Source organism: Paenibacillus sp. J31R120 (assembly GCF_056269225.1).
Map to the genome: position 1 here is coordinate 173022 of NZ_JBWDNN010000005.1, position 22237 is coordinate 195258.

The following is a 22237-nucleotide window of genomic DNA, read 5'->3' on the forward strand; positions in this document are numbered from 1 at the left end:
CATCCTTGGTCTTCGATCAATTGGAGCCAAGTCCCTTCCGAAATTACTGTAAACTAAACCATTGCACATGAAAACTGTAGGCAGCGGTATGTCATTCATACGAATGGAGTGAATCATTATTTTATGAAAAAACACCTTGCTTCTCGCTTACTGCTTGTCGTACTCCTATTCGTGACCTCGGGCTGTGCTTCGAGTATCGGGAAATCCCCGAAACCAAGCAATGACGGGAGCGGCGAGCTAGCTCCGCTTCCATTCACGGTCATTCGGATGTTCAGTAACAGTCATGGCTTTGCCTATGGTGCCGCCGACGGAAAGACCCAGCTTTATCGTACATCTAACGGGGGGGATTATTGGATCAATGTGACCCCTCGCTTGAAAGAGTCTCTAGGTATCCTGCGTCCCTCCTTTGTTTCGTCTGATGAAATATTTGTAACAAATGATGTAACATCCTTGCAGGACACTAGTGGGATTTACCCTGTCTATTATTCTCAAGATGCGGGAACCAGTTGGGAAAACCGTGAGGCTTTCACTTTGAATACCGAAGGAAACTCTTTAATAGGCTTTCAGTTTATTGATGCTTCAAATGGGTGGGTGGCCGGAATGCTTCAAGGAGGAGGCGCAGCAAATCGGCTCGAGATTCTAAGAACCTCTGATGGAGGAAAGCACTGGAATCAGCTTGTCAATGGCGATGATGAGAACAAATTGCCTATAAAGGGATATAAGACAGGCTTACAGTTCACATCTCCAACTCGCGGCTGGATCCCTGTCTCTTATATTGGTACGCCTATCTTATATGAGAGCCATGACAGCGGACAATTCTGGAAAGAAATAAATCTCACCTTGCCATGTGAACCCTGTGAGGGTGTTTCAGAGACGCTTGCCCCATTATTCCCTTCCGAACATATTGGCTTTCTCCCGGTACGTCATGACACAGGGGAATTCTATAATTACTATTTATTTGCAACCACTGATGGCGGAATCACTTGGGAGCGCCACTCGATCCAGAACATTCCCCTCGACATGCCTGCTATTCAATACGATTTTGTCGAGTCTAAGCAGGGATGGATCAGCTTCGACCAGAAAAGCTTATATGCTTCAATCAATGATTTGGAGCGATGGGAGCCTATTTTTCATGTTAAAGATATTATCGCAGATACGACAAAGCCTGCAGTCATACAATCATTCGATTTTATCGATTCGAGTCATGGATGGCTGCTGGTTGGATATGATGAATTCCATTATCTTTATTCTACCGATGATGGAGGAAAATCATGGAGGCCGATAGCTGCCGAGATAGAATAGTAGACATGCTCATCATTTCCTATGTATTTTTCAGCAAAGCTCCCTTTAATAGAAAACAAAATAACAATCGGACAGCCTTAACTGTCCGATTGTTTCGTTTCATCCAATGCCTTCACTAGCTTTTGACATACTCTAGATTCTCTTCTTTCCGAGCTGCCAGGGCAGCTTTTCCTACATTAAGCAGTAAAAACTCGCCAATTTTCGAAGAAACCGAATACGCAAGCTGCTTCTGGCTCAGAATCTGCTGCAGCTCGTCAAGGCTATGCCATGTCCATCCGGCAACGGTAGCCAGATAGGACACATACGTTTCATTATGGATGAATATGAGCTTTTTCGATATCCGATGAAGCTCCTTCAGCCATATGCCAGCGATCGGCTCACTGATCATCCGGTAGAAGTCGGTCACGACGAGTACATCAAAGTAACTCGACGCATAAGGCGTATCCGCTCCCAGCATATAAACGACTTCTTTATCCGCCAGCTTGCTTTTGAAATCCTGACAGATATGCTTGTTTTGCAAAAAGATGTGCGAGACGTCAAGCTCCTTCAGCAAAGCCAAGCTGTCAGCTCCTACGATAGCGGAGCGTTCCGTACCCGCCAAATAATCGTCATGCAGCCTCCCAATCAGCTCAGCAGGATAAAGCGGCGTAAAATACTTGATGACCAGGCGGTTGAACTTCGACATGATTCCGTCATAATGCATATCGGCGGAATACGGATACAGCTCTGTATCAAACGTATAATGCTTGAAATGCATTTTTTTGCGGTTCATGAAGCTTGTCTTGATTTTCATATCGATTTTGTCGTCAGCCGCATGCGGGAGATGCAATACGCATATTTCCTCCGTAGCGTACATAGCTGCGCCATGCAGATGCAAGTGGTACGAGAAGTCGGTATCCTCCGCTCCCCAGCCCTTGAACGACTCGTCGAAACCGCCGGATTTGACCACAATCTCCCTTGACGCGCTGACCGCGCCGCTCCAGCCCATCGTCCATGGCACATCCATCCGATTCAAATCGCCGCCAACCAGCTCGAAGTGCGCCGTCCGCATATCCTCCCAGCCGGGATGGGACTTCAAGCGCTCGCATGTGTCCGCCAGGTTCTGCGGCGTGATGCCTTCAATGACCGACATGTCCTCTGTGTCCGGGTCGGTGAAAGCTCCCAATATATAATGGTACAGCACCATATTCGTGCTGTTCCCGATTCGTCCAACGGATTGATGGATCATGGTATCCGGAATGATAATTCCGCTGTCCAGAAAGACCAATATACGCCCCTTGCTCTCCGCAATGCCGGTATTGCGTGCTCTGGAACGGCAGGAGTGCTTGTCTCTCGGGATAAAAATATAGTTCAGCGAAGGCAGCTTGTCCCGATACGAATCCACGACCTCGCGAACCGGCTCCGTAGAGCCGTCGTCTACAATGACCACTTCCATTCCAATATCATCCAAGTTCTTCTGACCGCTTATAAAGCTCAGTGTCTGCACTAATTGCTCGGGCTTGTTATGCACCGGAATAATAATTGAAATATCCATACGGTTCATTCCCTCCATCCACTGCCGATCTTAGGGAGAACTTCCGTTACGAAGTCCTCCCTCGATGATTAAACCTCTAGCTTCACTGCTTCTTCGAATTGATAAGGGATCAGATTGTTGCGTCTGCCCAGCTCTTCCACCAGCGCAGTCAGCACCTGCTCCTCTGCGGTCCTCATATGTCCCAGCCGATTCGCGATATCTCCGAGCGTCTGATTGTTACGAGAATAGAAATACTTCAGCAGCATATTGCGAAGCACCATCGCCTCGCCTTCCAAGCGCGTATAGCCTTCCAGAGCCGCGCTATCTTCACTAAGCGCCCCCTGTTCCTGCAAGTAACGAATACGGGCCGTCATCATTTTTTTGTGCTCCCACAAGATATGAAGCGGCCTGACGTCGAGATTAATGCTGCCCTCAGCCAGCAGCCGGAAGCATTCCTGCAGCCCCGTATAGATATCGAGACCATAGTACCCTTCAATGCTTTGAAAGTAGAATCTTAATCGCTTGGATGTATTGACACTATGCAAATAATCACTCATGCTGTCCAGCATCGTCTGCAGCTCCAGATCGAATTTTCCCAGCTGCGCTCCGTACCGCGAACCGCCATATTCACGCGGCTCTACCTTGCGGCACAGGCTGATTCCCTTCTGCCCCGTATCGTTGTGATAAGCGAGGCCAAAGTTCTCGAAGGTTACCTCCTGGAATGAAAACTGCCTGTTTTTATCAAAGATTGCAACATTGTATATTTGGCGGTTCAGATCGTAGCCGTACACCATCAAATCGTGACTGAAATGATGCACTTCGTTGCTGATCGAGTTCGGGATATAGTATTCATCCACATACGTCGAGCAATAAAATTTTTCATCAATATGCCGCTGTAAGAAGGCATGGATATCGACGCCAAGGTCGGCAAGCATATCTTTATTCGTCTGCCGATACTGAAGCCATGGCACATTGCTGAACAGAACCATGAGATTGGGATAAAAGTCGAGGCGGTACTCCCCGATCTCGACATAATCCTTGGAGATATAGAGCTGATTGTAATGGGTGTAAATCCATGGCTTGCACTCCTCATAGTTTTGAAGAATGCCCAGCACGTAAGCATGTCCCAGAAATCCGTATACGTCCGGAATAGTAAAAGGCAGCTTCCTCACGCCGTCGAACTCACTGGCCTCTCTACGCACAGCTTCGTTGCTCATCAATGGTCCCCTTCCTCTGTTAGAACGATTCTTTGTCGGCGAACATTCTCGTGCAGCGATTGCACATCATCAGATTGGTCGTTTTCAAATATTCCCGGAAGCTGGTCGCACGCTCGCCCTCCCACATCTCCTGGAACGTATTTTCATAGATATTGCCATACTTGTAGTCCGGCAAGTCAACGCAAGGATAGACTTCGCCTGTCCTGCGAATAACCATCTCATGCCATGGCGCTACGCACTTTGTACGCCCGAACACATTGTCGATATCGGTGAAATATTCATGGATATCCACGAAGCTGGATGTATCGACGCCCTCGGACTCCCAGATCTCCTCCAGATCCTTTTTGAGCGCTAATGTATCAATACCGATATCCTCTTCTACAAAGCCTTGCCATCCGGCAGACACATCGCAGTTCAGATGCTCCTTCATCTGCTCGGCGTACGCCAGTCCCCGCTCTTGCGTCGTGAACAACAGTGGCGCGAAGTTGACCGACAAGTCGCGGCGCTTCAGCCATGGGTTTTTGGAATCATGAAGCACGACATTCGCGTCCTTGAATCGCTCGCGCAGCGCGCCGAGAAAATCCTTGATGCTGTGATAGTTGTATTTGGAGAGAACCATCGTGATATTAATGAAAGGGAACATCTTTTTGCGTCTGCGCTTTTCTTCGATAAGAGCATCGATGTTTTCGCAGATCGTCTTGAAGCTGCCCTTGCCGCGGATGGAATCATGGAATTCCTCCGGCCCGTCAATCGATATGTTCATCGCCACAATATTCTCCATAATGAACTGAACCTGCTTCTTAATCAGTGAACCGTTCGTAAGCAAATAAATATTCGCCTTGCGGCTGCGCAAATACTCCACCAGCTCCGTGAAATGCTTGTACAGCATCGGCTCTCCGCCAGTCACAATAACGCTAAGGTTTTTGTTCGTCTCGGTTACATCATGAAGGAATTTCTTTAAGACCTCGATATCCAGCTGCTCGCGAATGGCCCGTTGGGGCTCCTTAAGCGCCCAGCCGGTCTCGCCCCAGATATGGCAGAAACTGCAACGGTAGTTGCACATTTCCGAAGGAAACAACGTAAGCTGTTTAATTTCCGGCTTCAAAGTTTGGACATGCTCGACTAGCGCTGTTCCACCAAGACTGCCTGCTTTCGTCAACATATAAGAAATCCCTCCTTGTATTGGCTATTCTTCACTCGACGTGGCGATATACTGCATAATGGCATTGATGCTGCTGAAATTGCGGAAATCCAGATCCTCATCCTTCCAGGCGACGCCAAACTCCATCTCGGTTGCGATAACCAGCTTAATGAACGTAAGCGAATTTATGCCAAGCGCAGACAGCTCATCATCCGGGCCGAGTTGATCCAATGCGGACGGATCATCCACGTTGTCTTTTAACAGATTGATTACCTTTTCTCTCAATTCTTCCTCTGTATTGATCACCATATCTGTTCCTCCTAAAAGTTGACTTTATCGAGCACCCTACTAAGCCTAGCGAACAAACGTAACTGGAAGTCCCGTTCACTGCGGGCAAGGTTGGTCAGCTTGTCCGCAATAGCCTGTGCGGCTGCAACCTCATACTTGCGCATGTACATATACCGGGCAGCGCTCTTGCGCACCGTCTCCCAACTGCTCACGATGCTCGTGAAAGCCTGAGACAGCTCATCGCTCTCGCCGAAGGTCTGAGTGAGCCGGTATCGCTCTACCTGCTTTGCGTTCATAACTTCATTCAACAGTTCGACCAGGCTTTCCGCTTCTCTATGAAATGACTCCTCAGTCGATACGATGTCCCCTGCCCATTCGACCATCTCTGCCAATACGCGCTGGCTATCCTCTAGCCGCTCGCGCCCTTCAAGCTGACTCCTTGCAAAAAAATTCTCGGACTCGGCGTCAACGAAGTCCGTTGAGCCAGCTGGCTGAACCCGGCCCAGCATGTAATGGCTAGGCCGATTGAGCCCGTCTCTGAAGTTCTCGGCAAAGCCCAGGGAAGAACGGACCAAATCCTCGTATCCAATTGTACGAGCTGCATAAGACAGATTTTCTTGCCGATCATGCTCGATGATATGGAACTGACGCAGCTCATCATCGAAGCCAAATATGAGCAGCGTATGATCGACATGCCGCTTCCCGTACGTATCCTTGCGAATCGGCTCGTAATAGCTGTCCACCCAGACAATAACCGGCTTCCCGGCCCGAAGGCTCTCTATCGTCTCGGAGAGGATGTACTGGTGGTCATGTTGCATGACCACGTGCAGACCTTGCAAGCGGAACAGCTCATCAAGAGGCAGGATGGATACATAATCGATCCCAAAAGGTCGTCTGCTGCTCCCCGGGCGGCTGAATACGATCAGATCATTCAACAGGAACGGCATGATGCTCCTGCCGAAATGCCGGACAGCCGGAAACAACGAATTGTAGAAGCAGTTTCGATAATACAGCTCATTGAACGGCTCCGTATGCGGCAGGATGATGCGCTCCCCGGAAGTCGTCCACAAGTCAGCGCTCGCTTGCTCCGCAGCACTGGCTACCGCCGACATGGCTTCGTCCTGTGGTTGTGCGCCAATGCTTAATGGCTGTGCGGTTCCCTGCTCCAGCCACTTGGCGGCCTGCCGAATCGTCGGGTAACGGTAAAGATCATCCGATTGAAGCGGAATTCCTGCCTTCTCCAGCTCCACTTCAAGCTGAATGGCCAGGATGGAGTTGCCGCCAAGCGCGAAGAACGTATCGTCGACATCCATCTCTTCGACTCCAAGCAGACTGCCCCAGGCTTGCGCCAGCTTGAGCTCCAGCTCTGTATATTCGCTTTCGGGTTTTCCCGACAGCCTTGCGGCAGCCGGTTGCTTCTGTAACGGCTCGGCCAGTGGCTTCTCCTGCGAGATCGCCAGCGCATCTTCAACTGCTTCCTGCGCAAGCGGTTCGACCCAGCACCTTGCCTCCTGGAAAGGATAGGTAGGCAGCCTGGCCTTCATCTGAATATCGCCGCGGTATACCCGGCTCCAGTCCACGTCAGCGCCATGGCAATAATATTCGCCTAGCCGCTTCAGCTCTTCGATGCCAGGCGATTGATGTTCAATCAACTGACTGACGTATTCCTCGGCTTCGCCAGACAAGCGCTGCAGCCCCTCAGCCGTCAATTCGCCTGCTGACCGCGCTGCACGGTGTCCGCTCGCAAGCCTGTGCTCACCATAATAAACACCGATCCGCTCATCACTTGCCAAGCCGTAATCGGCTAACCTGGCCAGTTTTTCCCGCAGCTCGGGCAGTCCCTGCGCGATAATCGCCAGCCGGGTATTGTAATGTCCTCTGCCTGTTGCAGCCGTATAGCATACATCGGCAAGACTTAGATGCTGCCCTTGCAGCGACGATGCATATGAAGCAGTCAATTGCTCCAGCGCATTCTTGTTCTTCGCCGACAGCACCAGCAGATAGGGCAAGCCGTTCTGATGCCCAGTGCTGCCTTCCGCTGACACAGCCGGCGCCTCCTCCAGCACGATATGGCAATTCGTGCCGCTGAAGCCGAAGGAACTAACGCCGCAGCGTCTCGGATCATTCTCCGGCTCCCACTCCTGCGCCCGATCGTTCACATAAAGCGGCGATTGGTGGAACGGAATATTGCGGTTCGGCTTTGCGAAGTGAAGTGTCGGCGGCAGCGTCTTATACTTCAAGGCCGCTATCGCCTTGGCCAACCCTGCAACCCCAGCCGCCGCGTCCAGATGGCCGACATTCGTCTTCACAGAGCCGATGGCGCAAAATTGGCTTTTGCCGGTGAAGATTCGGAAGGCGCGGCGGATGCCATCGGCTTCGATAGGGTCGCCCAGTCTGGTTCCCGTTCCATGCGCTTCAATGTACGCGATTGTCTCGGGATCAATATCCGCATCCCGCCAAGCCTGAATGAGCAGCCTCTCCTGCGCTGCCGCATTAGGTGCCGTAAGACCTGCCGATGCGCCATCCTGATTCATTGCACTTCCCTTAATGACGGCATGGATGGGATCACCGTCTTGTAGAGCTTTGGCAAGCGGCTTCAGCAGGAAGGCGACGGTTCCTTCGCCCCATACGGTACCGTCCGAGTCATCGTCGAAGGCGCTTGTCCGTCTTGCAGACGATTCGATGCCGATCTCGTACAAGCCCTCTACCGGCAGCAGGCAAACCTTCACGCCCCCGGCGATCGCCATCTCGCATTCCTCGGTGCGAAGCGCCGTGCAGGCCAGATGAACCGCAACAAGTGATGACGAGCACGCGGTATCCACCAGCAATGCCGGGCCCTTCAGATCCAGCATATGTGCGATCCTTCCAGCCATAATGGAGGGGGTATTTCCCGCGCTAGCGGTACCGATCTGAGATGGAAAGTTTTTGGATACATATTGTCCGTAGACAGGCCAGTCTGCGAATCCGATATAGATGCCGGTACGGCTGCCCCTAATCCGCTTGCCTCCATAGCCCGCATCCTCAATTGCTTCCCAAGCTGTCTGAAGGAACAATCGCTGATTGGGGTCCATTAGCGACGCTTCCTTAGGTGACAGATTGAAGAAACTGTAGTCAAAACCATCAATTCGATTCAGATAGCCGCCGTAGCTGTACCGGATGTCGTCCCTCCTTAAATGAGTGAACGTTCGGATGAAGCCTTCCGAATCGGACTGTCTGGCCGCCGGATACGGCTGAATCAAGTCTCTCCCTGCCACAATATGGTTCCAGTATTGCTCCAGGTTGTCCGCGCCGGGCATCTTCAGCGCCAGTCCGATGACCGCAATGTCCTTGGAGGGCTTCGGACGATGTTTCTTCACGGATTTGAGCAGCTCCAGACCGGTTGAGGCCTCTAGCTTACCCGCCCCGACACTTTCGAATATTGCGCGTATGACGTTATCCATTGGCCACCTCCAGCGAATGATACATGCTTACCGCGTCATCGATGGACAGCTCGCCTCGTTCAATCTGTTCAAACAAATGCATCATTTCCCGGTCAAATTGCTCTTCGCCGCTCGCCTCATTATCCAATCCGCATTCACTTGCCGCCATACCGCCCAAATAATCAGAGATTCGGGCAATGGTAGGATAAGAGAACATATCCGCGATGGTGGTCCGATTCGGATATTTCTCCTCGATCAACGCATGAATCTTCGTAATCAGAATGGAATCCCCGCCGATCTCGAAGAAGTTGGCGTGGACATCCAGCTCCTCATAGCCAAGCACTTGCTTCCAAGCCCCGGCAACATGCTGCTCAATCTCGCTGTAGCCGCCCGCCGACTTGCCCTTCAGGCGAATGGGAACAGCGCTAGCCGCTGACCTTCTTGGCGGTACAGGCTGGGTGGAGCCGACGGCTGGGCGGCTAGTCTCCATGCGGCGGAACGGAAGCAAGTCGCCTAATGCGAATATGTCGGATTGTTCATTCCATTCTCCTACATAGACTTGCCTGCACACTCGGGAGAGCAACTGTCCGAATACCTCTACTCCTTCATGCGGGGCAAGCAGACGGAACATCTCCTTGTTCTCGTCCGTCTCGGCGCCTGCGGCCATCCCGGTTCCATCCCAAGTTGGCCAGTTCAGAACCATCGTTCTGCCGTATGGGCTTCGATAAGCCGCATAGGCATCCAAGTAGGCATTGCCCGCCGTATAAGGCCCTGAGCCGACACCGCCTACCAGCGTAATGGCGGAGGAGAAGAGAACGAAGAAATCGGGAGCATCCTGCCTTGTCAGCCGGTCCAGCAGCCAAGTACCTTGAATTTTCGCAGCGGTAACCTGCTTGAATTCATCCAATGTGAGCTTGCCGATCAGATTCCCTGCCGAAATTCCTGCCGCATGGACGACACCTGCAATACGGCCATATTGTCCCCGCATGCTCTCTATTGCTGTCGCCAACTGATCATGATCTGCGACATCGGCTTCGATTGTAATCACTTGCGAGCCCGCCAGCTCAATCTCCCGGATGGTCTCAATGCATGCCGCAAGCTTGGCATTCGCCCTCTCCTGCAAAATCGCATCCCATTCCTCGCGTGGTGGCAAGACGCTGCGCCCGATCAGTCCGAGCCGTCCTGCTCCTTCGGCAGCGAGCTGCCTAGCGATCTGAAGACCGATACCACCCAAGCCCCCGGTGATCATACAAATGCCATCCTTCGATAGCTCAATGCCGGATGTGGGCAGCTCATTCAGTTCTAACGGATGAATGCGGTCCGTATACCGCACGCCATTCCGATAAGCTGCCGTATAGCTGTCGTTCCTTCGGAGGATCGTTTCATTCCATATCACCTTGACTGCATCCGATGCTGTATCCAGATCGATGCACCTCAGCCGTACTTGCCGGTTTTCCCAGACGGCTGCCTTCCCAAGTCCGATCATCGCCTGGGATGGGGGAAAAACAAGACCCTCCTCTTCGCGATAAACGGCATTGGCTTGCAGCGTGACCGCTATGACTTCAACAGGACCAACTAGCGTTTCACGAGCGAGTCCCTTCATGAGGAAGAACAAACCGTATACGCTCCGACTCAACTGGTTATCCAGCTCTGTCAGCGTCCCTGCCTCCGGGCACTCTCCAAACGAACGAAGATACAGAATCCGGTCAATCCGCTCTTCCCTCAGATCCTGGAATAGCCGGGCATGGTCAGCATCATCATCACGGATGAGGTAGGATGTGCCATTTATCTCTTCATAGCGCTCCTCTATTCCGACTTCAATGACGCGGCATCCGGCTGCTCTCCCAAGATCAGCGATTCGCTTGCCGGTATCGCCCTCATCCTTGAAGATCAAAATCGTTCGCGGCAAGAAGGTCTCATGGACTGCCGAGATCGCCGCCTCCACCCATACACGGTGATGGAACAGCTGCCGCTTGCCCGGATCTGCCGCTTGCTCCTTCGGCTCCGGTTCCGGAATATCGAGCCAGCAGCGCTCCCGGTCAAAGGCATAGGCCGGCAGATGGACACGCCTTCGCTTTTTCCCGGCATACAGCGACTCCCATGGAATGGAGGCTCCGCCGACATATGCCGCACCCAGCTCCCGAAGCAGGCTCTCGTCAGGCTGCCCAGCCGAGGAACGATACCGCTGCAGCAGTTCCTCCACTGATCCGGCGTTTACGCTTCTCTCTATCTCCGCTCCTGGCTTACCACTCCCAGCTGCTGACGAAAGCATATTTGTAGCCGATTCGCCTTGTTCATACAGCTGGTTCCATTCGACTCCGCGCAGAAGTCCAACTCCTTCTTCCAGGCTGGAAGCAAGTATGGCTATGCGGTGCTTGTAATGCGATCTTCCAACACTCAGCGTATAAGCGACATCCTCCACGTCCATCTGCCGATTGCGGTCAAAGCAGTCCAGAAAGCTGCTAATAAGCCCGTTCAAAGCAGTCTCCGTCTGGGCAGACCAGACGAGCAAGCATAGCGGACGGCTAGCGGGCGGTGTGAATGGAGGCATGCTAGTGTCCGGCGCCTCCTCCAATACGACATGGCAGTTGGTGCCGCTCATGCCGAAGGAGCTGACCCCGCATCTTCGCGGCGCGTCTTCACGCTCCCAATCGATCAAGCGATCATTAACATATACAGGCGATTGCGCAAAATCAATCTCGCTGTTCGGCCTCTCAAAATGAAGCGAGGGATAGATCCGCTTGTCGTGAAGCGACAGCGCCGCCTTGACGAGCCCTGCAATTCCTGCTGTATTGTCGAGATGTCCGACATTGCTCTTGACCGATGTCACGGCGCAAAATTGCCGCTTGTCGGTATATCTCCGGAACGCCCGCTGAATCGCTTCGATCTCGATAGGATCGCCTAGCTTCGTCCCGGTGCCGTGCGTCTCGATATAAGCAATTGTCGCGGGATCAATGCCCGCCTTCTTCCATGCCTCTACGATAACAGCCTCTTGCGCTTGAACATTAGGCGCTGTAATGCCTACCGAGCTGCCATCCTGATTCATGGCGCTGGATTTGATGACGGCATAGATCGCATCCCGATCCTCCTTCGCCTTCTCCAGCGATTTCAATACAATCGCCACAACCCCTTCGCCCGTCCCTGTCCCGTCGGAGCTGTCATCGAATGTTCTTGCGCGCGAGGTCGTCGATTCAATGCCGACCTCCGCCTCCCGCACCGGAATGAGATGAAGCTGAATGCCTCCGGCAATGACCATATCGCATTCTCCGTTGCGGATGGCCTGGCATGCCAGATGCACCGCGACCAGCGACGATGAGCAAGTCGTATCGACCAGCAGGCTCGGCCCTCTTAAATCAAGCAAATAAGACAAGCGGCTGGCGATAATGGATCGCACGTTGCCGGTCATCGCGAGCGACATATTTTCCGGCTCGACATCTTGAATTATTTTTTTGTAATCCGAATCGGAGCCATAGCCCACATAGACGCCGGTACGGCTTTCCTTCAGCTTTTCGCCACTGTAGCCCGCATCCTCAATCGCACTCCAGGCCGTCTGAAGAAACAGTCGCTGGTTAGGATCAAGCAAGCTGGCTTCCTTGGGCGACAGCTTGAAGAACCGGTAGTCGAACTTGTCCACCTCGTCCAAAAAAGCCGCTTCGCCGTAAGGCACCTCGTTCTCCGCTTTGCCAATCCAGCGGAAGTAGCGGTCCGTATCCTTGCGGCGCGAGGCGGGGATTGGCCGGACACAGTCAAGTCCCGCTCGAAGATTGGCCGCGAACTGTCCCGCCGTATCCGCCAGAGGGAGCTTCAGCGCAATACCGATGATCGCAATGTCCGATTGCGACACATCCTCAAAGGTGACATCGCCGGATGATTGCAAAGGGGTGTCGTTTAGCTTGATCGAACCAAAATCCATTTCCCTTCACCTCCGCATATTGTGGCTTTTCTATGCATTAGACGAATGCATATTGGGCAAAAAGCGTCTCCGTTCCCGACTTCTCCAGAATCGCTTGAAACCTCTCCCGCCGCTCAGCATCCGGTACCTGCTTCGTCTCCAGCATGCCTCTTAGCAGCGTCAAGGCCTCCTCTGATTGCTGCGGAGAAGGCATGGCGCCTTCTCCCTCTTCATCCAGCTGCTCCTGAAGCCGCTGCAGGCGCAGGTACGGTTCCATAAAGCCTTGCTCATATTCGGATAAGCTGTCATTGCGATTGCGAGTGCATACAGCCGCAGCCACGCACAGAGTCACCACATTATGTCTGGCGTTCGTACGCAGTTGCAGCGCAATCTCAGCTGTCAGCTGCTCCTGTACGGTACCGATATCGCCATCGTTATCGATCGTATAGCACGAGATCGTCGGCACATTAGGCTTCATGAGCCTTGTCAGCACATTTTTTGCGCCAAGCTCCACTGCCGCCGAGATGCCCATCCGGGACAAATACTGCATGGATTCCGCCCATCTCACCGGCGCTGTCAGTTGAGCCGACAGATGACCGGCAATCTCTTCAGTGGACTCATAGGACCTAGCTGTCACATTAGAGATGACCGGCCACTTGAAGCGGTTAAAGCGATAGGCACGCAGCTCCTCTTCGAATTGGACGGCGGCTGGCTTCATGAGCGCACTATGGAACGGCGCGCTTACGTTCAAATACGCGATTCTCCCGCCCTCCTGCTCCAATCGATTCGCAGCCCGTTCGACCGCTGAACGGTGTCCGGATATGACGATTTGCTCCGGCGAATTGAAATTGGAGATCGCTGCTCTCTCGTCCTTGCCCGCCTTCGCATCCAAGCATGCGGCTTCTACTGCCGCTGCGCTTAAGCCGATAATCGCGCACATCATACCCATACCCTCAGCAGCCGCCTCTTGCATGAGCTGGCCTCTCCGCCTCACAAGGCGAAGCGCATCGGCATAGGCTATCGCACCTGCGCATGTCAGCGCAGAGAACTCTCCCAAACTATGCCCAGCCGTATAGAGAGGTGTAACGCCGATTTCTTCCATATAGACCCGGAATGCCGCAACGCTTGTCGCAAGCAGCGCAGGCTGCGCATTTTCCGTACGGGTAAGCTCCTCGGGGTGGCCTTCGTGCATCAGCTTGCGCAAATCGAATCCCAGCACATCGCTGCCTTCCTCAATGGCCGCTCTGGCGGACGGATAACGGTCGAACAGCGATTTTCCCATGCCGACATATTGGGAGCCCTGTCCCGGAAAAACCAATGCTAGCTTCCTCATCCTCCATTCCTCCCTCTATGATAGAATGCGGCTTTCCGTCAATTGACGGAGTACATCCACGCTTTGGCTAGCCAATTCATGAACAGCTTCTTTCCTTAAGCGTCTATCATTAAATTTCATATGAACAGTCAGTTGGTTTGCAGCTTCTGCCTCTTCCAAGGCAATGATAAGCTCGTACGTATCCAGCAGTGCCGCATCCGCTTGGAGCTCTCCATAGCCGATTAGCGGCAGGATCTCCGCTTCACCCTTGGCAGCCTTAATCTCTCCCGCCCTGCTGAATGGATAGCGGACCGAATCGCCAGACGCTCTCAGCTTGCCGATAGCCGCGAACAAATCCGGGAAGCCCGATATGGCATCCAGTCGCACTTGCCACGGCGATACTTGCTCCGCCCCTTCCAGCAGTACTTGCAGGACAGCAACGCCACTGCCGCTTCTGACTGCGAACAGATAAGCGAATACAGACGCCATTACATCTCCCGCGTGAAGACTGTGCTCCCCGGCAATAGACCTCACATGGCTGTAGAGGTCACCCTGAATATGAAAGCGAACGGAGCCCAAGCCGCTCGCCTGCGGATTGCGGGCAAAGAAGCTCTCCGGCAGCGTCTGGTAGCCTCCCAACACCGATTCGTCATACGCGGTATTTCGGTTATCCATCCAATCGGCAAGCTTGTAAATGGTAGAGTAGGTGAATAAGTCAACGATGCTAAGTCCCCATCCGAACTCCTTCTCCAGCTTGCCATGCAGCTGCATGAGCAGAATCGAATTGCCGCCAAGGTCGAAGAAATGGTCATGCAATCCGACGTCCTCCAGCTTCAGCACCTCTTGCCAGACTCGGCGAATATTCCACTCCGTCCCGCTTAGCGGCACATCAGCCCGCGAGCGGCGATCCAGCGGCTGCGCAATGTCGGCCAGCGCCTTCTTGTCAGTCTTGCCGTTGGTCGTCCGAGGAACTTCCGGAATGATATAAAAGTACGACGGTACCATATAAGCAGGCAGCCTGGCCTCCAAATATTCGCGAAGCTCCTCGGCAAACAGCGCATCATCACAAGCCTTCTCGATATAAGCCGCTAGAGCCTTTTGGCCATATGCGTCATTTGCCGTCAATACAATGGCGTCCTCAATAGAAGGATGAGTCAGCAGATGATGCTCGACATCGCCGGGCTCTACGCGATAGCCTCGAATTTTGATTTGCTCGTCCGCTCTGCCGAGAAATTGGATGCTGCCGTCCGGGAGCCACTTGCCGACGTCGCCAGTCTTGTACAAGCGCCCTCCCGCAAGGTACGGATCATCCACGAAGCTTCCCGCAGTCAGCTCAGGCCGATTCAAGTATCCTCTGGCCACGCCTTCGCCGCCAATACAGATCTCCCCTGGAACGCCGACCGGCAGCAGCTTACCGGCCGCATTCAGCACATACACCCTGTAATTCCATATAGGTTTGCCGATCGGAACAGAGCCCTGCGTCTCTGGTGAGCAGCGATGGTATGTCGCGCATACGGTCGCCTCGGTCGGCCCATAAGTGTTGTACACGGCTGCACGCTTGATTAGATTGGCATAATATTCCGGCTTAAGCACGTCGCCGCCGCTAATAAAGATCCGGACGCCATCCCATCCGTCCTGTCTGTTCCATTCATTCAGCAGCAGCGGCGAGCAGGATACGACCGTTACGCCTCCATCTCGAAGAAGTCTCTCCAGTCTGGATGGGTCCAGCACATCCATCTTGTCCGCGATGACCAGCTTGCCACCTGCCAGCAAGATGGGGTACATCTCTTCGACGAATTGATCGAAGGAGCAGGACGCTTGCTGGAGAAAGCCGTCTTCTTCCGTCAGTTTGAATTCATGCTGGAAGGCTCGTACATACGCCAGCAGATTACCATGCTCGACCACAACGCCTTTCGGCCGGCCGGTCGAGCCGGATGTGTATAGAATATAAGCCGCGTCGTTTGAAGTATGTGCTGCATCTAACGGCTGGCTTTCTTTTTCGTAAAGAGATACCTCTATCGGATTCAAGCACTTTTCGCGATAACCATACCGCTCCGCAACATCAGGCGCAGCGAGCAGCAGCCCTGCATCGCAGTCCTGCAAGATTTGCGCGATACGATCCGGCGCATAAGAAGTATCTATCGGCACATAAGCCGCGCCGGATTTCAAAACGCCCAGCATCGCAGCGATCAGATGCTCGTCACGCTCCATAAGGATCGCTACACGCTCCCCGGAGACCGCGCCTCTTCGCTTCAATTCGGCGGCAACACGATTAACCCGGTCATTGAGCTCCCCATATGTCACTTCTCTTCCGCTGCTTATAATCGCTATCCGGGCGGGAGTCTCGCATGCTTGCTTTTCGAACAAGGATTGAACCGGTTCAGTTGATGCAGTGGTTATCTCTCGATTGAAATGATGCAAAATCTCATTCCGCTCGATCTCTGAGATCATATCGATCATGCCAATTGCTCGCTCCGGAACCGCCGTCATCCCCTTGATGAGCTGGCAATAATGGCCGGCCAGCCGTTCGATGAAAGCCTTGGTGTATCGACTCCCGTCATAGGCTATTTCCAGCTCTATGCCTTCGAAGGTCTGTATGCCGACCGTAATCCCGTAGTGGGTCGTCTCGGTCATCTCGTAATGCTCAATCTTAAGCAGCTCGTCCTGCATAAGCTTCATGTCCAGCGGATAATTCTCCAGAACAACAATGGTGTCGAACAGAGGCTCTCTCTGGTTAAGCCCGCTATAGGTGCCGATATCAACCAATGCCGTGTGCTCGTAATCCTCCCTGCGCTTCAGCCCTTCATTGACGAGCCGAATATACTGATCCACGGACATGTCCGTGCCGCATTGCACACGAAGCGGAATCGTATTGATGAACAACCCTACCATCTCTTCTATTCCATGAATATGGGGCACGCGCCCGGATACCGTCGTACCGAATACGACGTCATCCGTCCGGCTGTAGCGGGAGAGCAGCAATCCCCATGCACCGTACAGCAGCGCCGCAAGGGTAACCTCGCGACTTTGCGCAAACTGTACCATAGCTTCCGCCTCAGCTTGCGGCAGCTTCCTCCGGTACGGCTCCCCTCCTGCGCGTTCCCCGGCATGGGAAACCGGCTCCGCTACGACCGTTCGCTCCGTCCAATCCGCGAGCTCGCGCTGCCAATACATCCGCTGCGCATCGCGATCGCGGCTCTGATGCCATTTCACAAACTCCTTAAACCTCGTTTTGCCAGACGGCACTATCAAGCTGTCTCCCATAGACAACTTCCGATAGCCTTGCAAGAGCTCCTTCAGCAGTATGCCGTTGCTCCAGCCGTCGAACAGGATATGATGCCAGGTGACAATCATTTCGCCTTCGCCGTCCGCAAGCTTGCATAACGTCACACGCAGCGGCGCCGTCTCCAGATCCGGCACATGCCTCCGTTCGCGCTCGCGTTCTTCCTGAAGCCCTTGCGCTCTATCCGCTTGCGCCCTCTCGGACAAGTCCACTATCCGAATCGGTGTTTGCGCCTGCTTCAATACAATTTGCACCGGTCGCTCCAGCTTCTCGTACCGAAATACGGTGCGAAGCATTTCATTACGCCGAATTACCTCTTCCCAGGCAGCCTGCAGCCGGTCCATCCGGCATTCGCCGGTGAACCTGACCATAAGCTGCTGGACATAATCCTCTTGATGGCGGCCGCTTGCATAATGAAACAAAAGCCCTTCCTGTGCTGGCGTCAGCGCCAGCATATCCTCAACATTCGCCCGATCCAGCCGTTTCTCCGTCATGCTTCCCCACCCTCCCTGCTATAGCTAGAAACTTTCGTTCAGGATAAGACCGCATTGCTTGCGAGCTGCCGGGACTTCACCTCAACCACCTGTCCCATCTCCATCTTGATGGTCTGGTCCGCCAAGTCGAAGTAACGGTCATCATGTGTGATGGCAATGACGCATTTGCCCCGATTTTTCAGATCAGGCAGCAATTGATGATAGAAATAAGCACGATATTCCGGGTCTTGATCGGCCGCCCATTCGTCGAACAGGCAGAACGGACGGTCATCCAGGTAGCTGATTAATAGCGCAAGCCGTTTCCGCTGTCCGGTGGAAAGCTTGGTCGTATTAAAGGAACCATTTTCGATTTGTACCTTGTCAAACAATTGAAGCTCACGAAGATGCCGCTCAATCTCCAGCCCTTTGGTCGAATAATCGATGCCGTACATCTTCTGGAACAAATAGAAGTCGCTGAATATCGCGGAGAACTGCTCTCCGAGACTTTGGGAATCCGCATGCTCGCCGTCGAGCCGGACTTCACCCTCCGCTGGAATGTAGAGACCGGTAATCAGCTTCGCCAAGGTCGACTTCCCGCTTCCGTTGCCGCCTGTAATGAACGTAATCTCGCCCGGGCGGAAGTCGCAGTTGATCGGCCCGACCGAAAACGTCTCGCCTTCTTTGTTGCTATAGTGAAAAGCTACGGAGCGAAGCTCCAGCAACGCGGGAGCTAGCGGTTCTTCCGATCTCTTCTTCTCATTCTCCGCTTCGATCGTATCCAGCTCCGCCGATAATTGCTTGATGCGGTTCCAGCTGATGCGAATCTGGATGGCGTTCGGAATGGTATTCAATATGCCATGGATCGGACCTGTCATGTAAAGCAAAACAAAGACATAATTGCGAAGCGTATGCTCCTTCAGCTCGCTGAACAGCAGCGGGAACAGGAACACCACCGAACCAATGACAAACGTGAACAGCAGCTCGCCGATGACGTTGACATTGGCATATTGGAGATCGCCCTTAATGCGCTTATCCCGGTATGTATTGCAGCTGTCCTCCATATCGCTCTGGAAGCCAGCTCGTTTGCGCGCATTCAGGCTAAGCTCCTTGAAGCCATTCATCAAATCGTTAATGAAGCGGAAAAACACATTTTGAATATCGCGCGTCTCTCCCCAAATCTTGTTTGCCTTAATGCCCGTAACATAGTGCAGTCCAGCCGCCAATACGATAAAGACCATAGCGATAAGCAATCCCTGCAGACTGATAATGCCCATGTAGACAAAGCAGCAGATGAGCGTGACCAAGGCAGTAGCTCCTGTGATGACCACATTGGAGAAGCCGCTAATCCGTTCGGTATCATTGTTGAGCGAAGCTTGAATTTTCCCGTCCTCTACGTTTTCGATACGCTGGTAGGAGGTTTTCAGAATTTTTCCCAGCAGCTCCATGCGCGTCTCGTAGACCATATCATTGGCAATCTTCACGAGCCTCGTCCGCACCAGCTTCTGCCCTACAACGTAGACGCCAATGCCGAACGCAAAGTATAGGAACAGACCACCCTGGAAATCCTCAACGCCGCGGTTCAGCGTCTCATTCACGATAAAGATAATCATGGCGTTGCCGAAGCCGCTGGCGATGCTAAGCAGCACCAGAGCGAACATAGAGCGGTCGCCGGGCTTCGGGAACATGCTTGAAAACATCATGTACAAGCCGAACAGGACGACGGTCGCCAGCAGCATGATCACCGCATACAGAAGAGTGTCAGGCGCCCATACGAGAACGAAATCCCAATTCAATCCCCAGAACATAATGTCCGGAATGCGGTACAGACAATAAGCCATAACACCGATAAAGACCGTTAGCATCAGCAACTGCAAGACAGTCGATATCGGCTTGCCCTGGTATCGGCGTGTCCCGCGCGCCGCCTGCGCGACGACCGTACCTGTCTTCCATAACACCAGCAATGCTACCGGAATGAGAACGAACAGGATAAAGGTTGCCATATTGTCGATTCCCTTGTATGGGTCACTGACAGGATCAGGCGTCTCCTTGCCGACAATGAGATTCATAATGCCTTGGGCAATCGTTCCCGAATACGGCGAGTTCAGGTTCGCAAGCACGGCTACGCCAACACCATCCTCCGGACGAAATACAAAATAAGAGGAATAGTTCGGGTTGCCTCCGGCATGCGAGATTTCGCCTGATCCGTCCTGGTAGACGCTCCAGCCTGCCGCATAGGATGATCCGTCGCCTCCAGGCGGCACCGACCGGTCAGGGAGATGCGACTTCTCCAGCAGTCCGGCGAAGGGCTGTGCAGCCTCCTCCACGCCGAGCTGGATTTTAAGCCATTTGGCCATATCGGTCGCATTCGAAATGATATAGCCTGCCGGAGTATTGCCCCGATACATGGGCGCATCATATTCTGCCGTGCGCAGCATTTTGACTTTATACCCTTTGGAGAATTGATACTGCTCCGCTTCCTGCCGGAACATGAACGTCGATGTCAAGCCCATCGGGACTAATATCCGATCCTGCACGTATTGCTCATACGTCTGTCCGGACACATTCTGAATAATTAATCCAAGCACGTCATAGTTGATCGTTGCGTATTCATATTGCTCGCCGGGCTGACGATCAAGCTCAAGCCCAATTAGTGTTCGTACCGTCTGCTCAAGCGCCCCCTCATCATCCGCAACCGGGATATCGCCAATTGTCTCGAAGGGCACGCCGCTAGTATGATGGAGAAATTGTCTCAAAGTAACAGCAGCAGGCTGTTCTTTGTAAGTCAGCTCCAGCCAAGGAAGATATGCCGAGACATTCTCGTCCAGATTCAACTTCCCTTCTTCCTCCAGCTGCAGGACCGCCAGCGCCGTGAAAGCCTTGCTTGTCGAACCAAGCTCGAACAGCGTATCGGGCGTAACGGGCACGTCACGGCTTACGTCCGCATGACCGAATCCCTTCTGGTACACCGTCTGTCCACCGTTGACAATCACGACGGACATGCCCGGTATATTTGATTTGTCCCAGCTTTTCTCAATAAACTGCTCGATCTCCGCTTCCTTGCCGGACAAGTCTGCGGCGGAAGCTATTCCCGGCTGACTGACGGATAAGAGAATGACGAAACTGGCAACCAGCAACAACCAACGTCTAATAGGCATCATCGTACACCTTCTGCTTCGCAAATTTGATTATTTCATCTACAGCATGATCCAGGCCGCCCGTCCGCTCGAACGAATCGCGGACTTTTGTACAGCCTTCCTTGTATTCCGGCAAGGAGGCTGCCCGGTCTACCGCCTCTCTCAAGCTATCCGCATCCACTCTCGCATCGCGCAAATAGATTCCTGCTTCCGCCCGCTCGACCATCAGCGCCCCCATATACTCGTCGAAGACCTGCGGAAGAACAACCATCGGTACACCGCTGCATAACGATTCGTAGATGCTGTTGGCGCCTCCATGGGTAATAAAGACAGCTGCACGGCTCAATATGTCGAGTTGGGGCACATAAGAACGGACGATAAAGTTAGCCGGAATCTCCCCCCGCAGCCGGGCCAGATCGGTCTTGCCCACCGACATGACAACCTGATAGCGGCTGTCGCCAAGCGCGGAAAAACACGTCTCATAGGCATCATTCAAATCGCTTAGAATCGTGCCGAATGCAATATAGATCAGCGGCCTGCCGTCCAGCAGCTCGTAAGGAAAATCTACGGGCTCCAAGCGCGGATACAACGAGTAACCTGCGAACAGATGCGTGTCGTCAAAGACATCCTCATAAATTTGAAATTCCCTGGAAGTGAATAACAGATTAAGCGGCTGCTTGCTGCAAAACACATCATTAATCACATTCATAGGCGGCAGGTTGTACCTCCGCGCAATCATTCCGGAGAGACGGTCCAGCAGCTTCCGATAAACATCATGCTTGCCTCTATTCCGTTCATAGAGCGGGTCGCCTTGCGCCCGCAGAACATATTCCATAAAAAACTCGGGGTCGCGGTCCGCCATCTCGTCAATAAACGGGAAGTTGGCAAAAAAAGCAATGCCCGGTATATCCAGCTTTGCAGCTATTTCCTTCCCCCATAAACCGAAGGCGTCATGGATGACATAGTCAGGACTAAGCTGAGCGACTTCATCGTATAGCGCCGATGTCAGTATTCGGCTCCGGTCCATCAGAAAGTCGGCGAATACAAGGAAGGTATCAATCCCGCTCCCCTTGTGCGTGCTGAAGCCGAGCAACCCCCGATAGCTGCGGAAAGATGCGCCTGCCCGTTCGATCTTGTCGCGGAAGGCGTCGCTGCAGTAATACACAACCTCCTCCCCGCGCTCGATCAGCTTGGAGACCAGACCCAGCGTCGGGTTGACGTGTCCGTGCAGATCCACGCCGAATAACACGACTTTAGACATCA

The 22237-nt window shown here is 53.1% G+C and carries 11 protein-coding genes; 1 reads left to right on the plus strand and 10 read right to left on the minus strand.

The genetic code is table 11. The annotated features are described in order from the left end of the window. Positions 1–123 precede the first annotated feature (123 nt). Positions 124–1302: a WD40/YVTN/BNR-like repeat-containing protein gene (locus AC0YNW_RS19165; RefSeq protein ID WP_475833314.1), complete on the plus strand. Its 1179-nt coding sequence runs from the start codon at positions 124–126 to the stop codon at positions 1300–1302. Between the two features lie 115 nt (positions 1303–1417). Here the strand turns inward: AC0YNW_RS19165 and AC0YNW_RS19170 are convergent, their stop codons facing one another. From AC0YNW_RS19170 to AC0YNW_RS19215, 10 genes are all read right to left on the minus strand, one after another. Continuing rightward, the gene (locus tag AC0YNW_RS19170) at positions 1418–2836 is read right to left on the minus strand and encodes a glycosyltransferase family 2 protein (protein WP_475833315.1); all 1419 of its coding nucleotides are present in this window, start codon (positions 2834–2836) and stop codon (positions 1418–1420) included. A gap of 68 nt (positions 2837–2904) precedes the next feature. Beyond that, positions 2905–4032, minus strand: coding sequence for a hypothetical protein (locus tag AC0YNW_RS19175; protein WP_475833316.1), 1128 nt, complete (start codon positions 4030–4032; stop codon positions 2905–2907). 19 nt (positions 4033–4051) lie between these two features. Then, positions 4052–5194, minus strand: a complete 1143-nt coding sequence (locus AC0YNW_RS19180) for a radical SAM protein (RefSeq protein ID WP_387475897.1) — start codon at positions 5192–5194, stop codon at positions 4052–4054. Positions 5195–5218: 24 nt separating this feature from the next. After that, complete coding sequence (locus tag AC0YNW_RS19185; protein ID WP_387475894.1) at positions 5219–5482, minus strand: acyl carrier protein; 264 nt, start codon at positions 5480–5482, stop codon at positions 5219–5221. Positions 5483–5493: 11 nt separating this feature from the next. Continuing rightward, entirely contained in the window at positions 5494–8901 is a 3408-nt protein-coding gene (locus tag AC0YNW_RS19190) for a beta-ketoacyl synthase N-terminal-like domain-containing protein (protein ID WP_475833317.1), read from the minus strand. Continuing rightward, a complete protein-coding gene (locus AC0YNW_RS19195) occupies positions 8894–12793 on the minus strand; it encodes an SDR family NAD(P)-dependent oxidoreductase (protein WP_475833318.1) in 3900 nt (1299 codons plus the stop codon). The genes AC0YNW_RS19190 and AC0YNW_RS19195 overlap by 8 nt, the downstream gene beginning before the upstream one ends. A 37-nt stretch (positions 12794–12830) precedes the next feature. Beyond that, positions 12831–14105: an ACP S-malonyltransferase gene (gene fabD, locus AC0YNW_RS19200; RefSeq protein ID WP_475833319.1), complete on the minus strand. Its 1275-nt coding sequence runs from the start codon at positions 14103–14105 to the stop codon at positions 12831–12833. 15 nt (positions 14106–14120) lie between these two features. Continuing rightward, a complete protein-coding gene (locus tag AC0YNW_RS19205; protein ID WP_475833320.1) occupies positions 14121–17861 on the minus strand; it encodes a non-ribosomal peptide synthetase in 3741 nt (1246 codons plus the stop codon). A 38-nt stretch (positions 17862–17899) separates the two neighbouring features. Next, complete coding sequence (locus AC0YNW_RS19210) at positions 17900–20998, minus strand: cyclic peptide export ABC transporter (RefSeq protein ID WP_475833321.1); 3099 nt, start codon at positions 20996–20998, stop codon at positions 17900–17902. Continuing rightward, on the minus strand, positions 20985–22235 hold the full coding sequence (locus AC0YNW_RS19215) for a macrolide family glycosyltransferase (protein ID WP_475833322.1): 1251 nt from the start codon (positions 22233–22235) through the stop codon (positions 20985–20987). The genes AC0YNW_RS19210 and AC0YNW_RS19215 overlap by 14 nt, the downstream gene beginning before the upstream one ends. Between the last annotated feature and the right edge of the window lie 2 nt (positions 22236–22237).

Coding starts and splice junctions, on each gene's coding strand:
- AC0YNW_RS19165 (WP_475833314.1), top strand. CDS start 124: ATGAAAAAACACCTTGCTTCTCGCTTACTGCTTGTCGTACTCCTATTC.
- AC0YNW_RS19170 (WP_475833315.1), bottom strand. CDS start 2,836: ATGGATATTTCAATTATTATTCCGGTGCATAACAAGCCCGAGCAATTA.
- AC0YNW_RS19175 (WP_475833316.1), bottom strand. CDS start 4,032: ATGAGCAACGAAGCTGTGCGTAGAGAGGCCAGTGAGTTCGACGGCGTG.
- AC0YNW_RS19180 (WP_387475897.1), bottom strand. CDS start 5,194: ATGTTGACGAAAGCAGGCAGTCTTGGTGGAACAGCGCTAGTCGAGCAT.
- AC0YNW_RS19185 (WP_387475894.1), bottom strand. CDS start 5,482: ATGGTGATCAATACAGAGGAAGAATTGAGAGAAAAGGTAATCAATCTG.
- AC0YNW_RS19190 (WP_475833317.1), bottom strand. CDS start 8,901: ATGGATAACGTCATACGCGCAATATTCGAAAGTGTCGGGGCGGGTAAG.
- AC0YNW_RS19195 (WP_475833318.1), bottom strand. CDS start 12,793: ATGGATTTTGGTTCGATCAAGCTAAACGACACCCCTTTGCAATCATCC.
- fabD (WP_475833319.1), bottom strand. CDS start 14,105: ATGAGGAAGCTAGCATTGGTTTTTCCGGGACAGGGCTCCCAATATGTC.
- AC0YNW_RS19205 (WP_475833320.1), bottom strand. CDS start 17,861: ATGACGGAGAAACGGCTGGATCGGGCGAATGTTGAGGATATGCTGGCG.
- AC0YNW_RS19210 (WP_475833321.1), bottom strand. CDS start 20,998: ATGATGCCTATTAGACGTTGGTTGTTGCTGGTTGCCAGTTTCGTCATT.
- AC0YNW_RS19215 (WP_475833322.1), bottom strand. CDS start 22,235: ATGTCTAAAGTCGTGTTATTCGGCGTGGATCTGCACGGACACGTCAAC.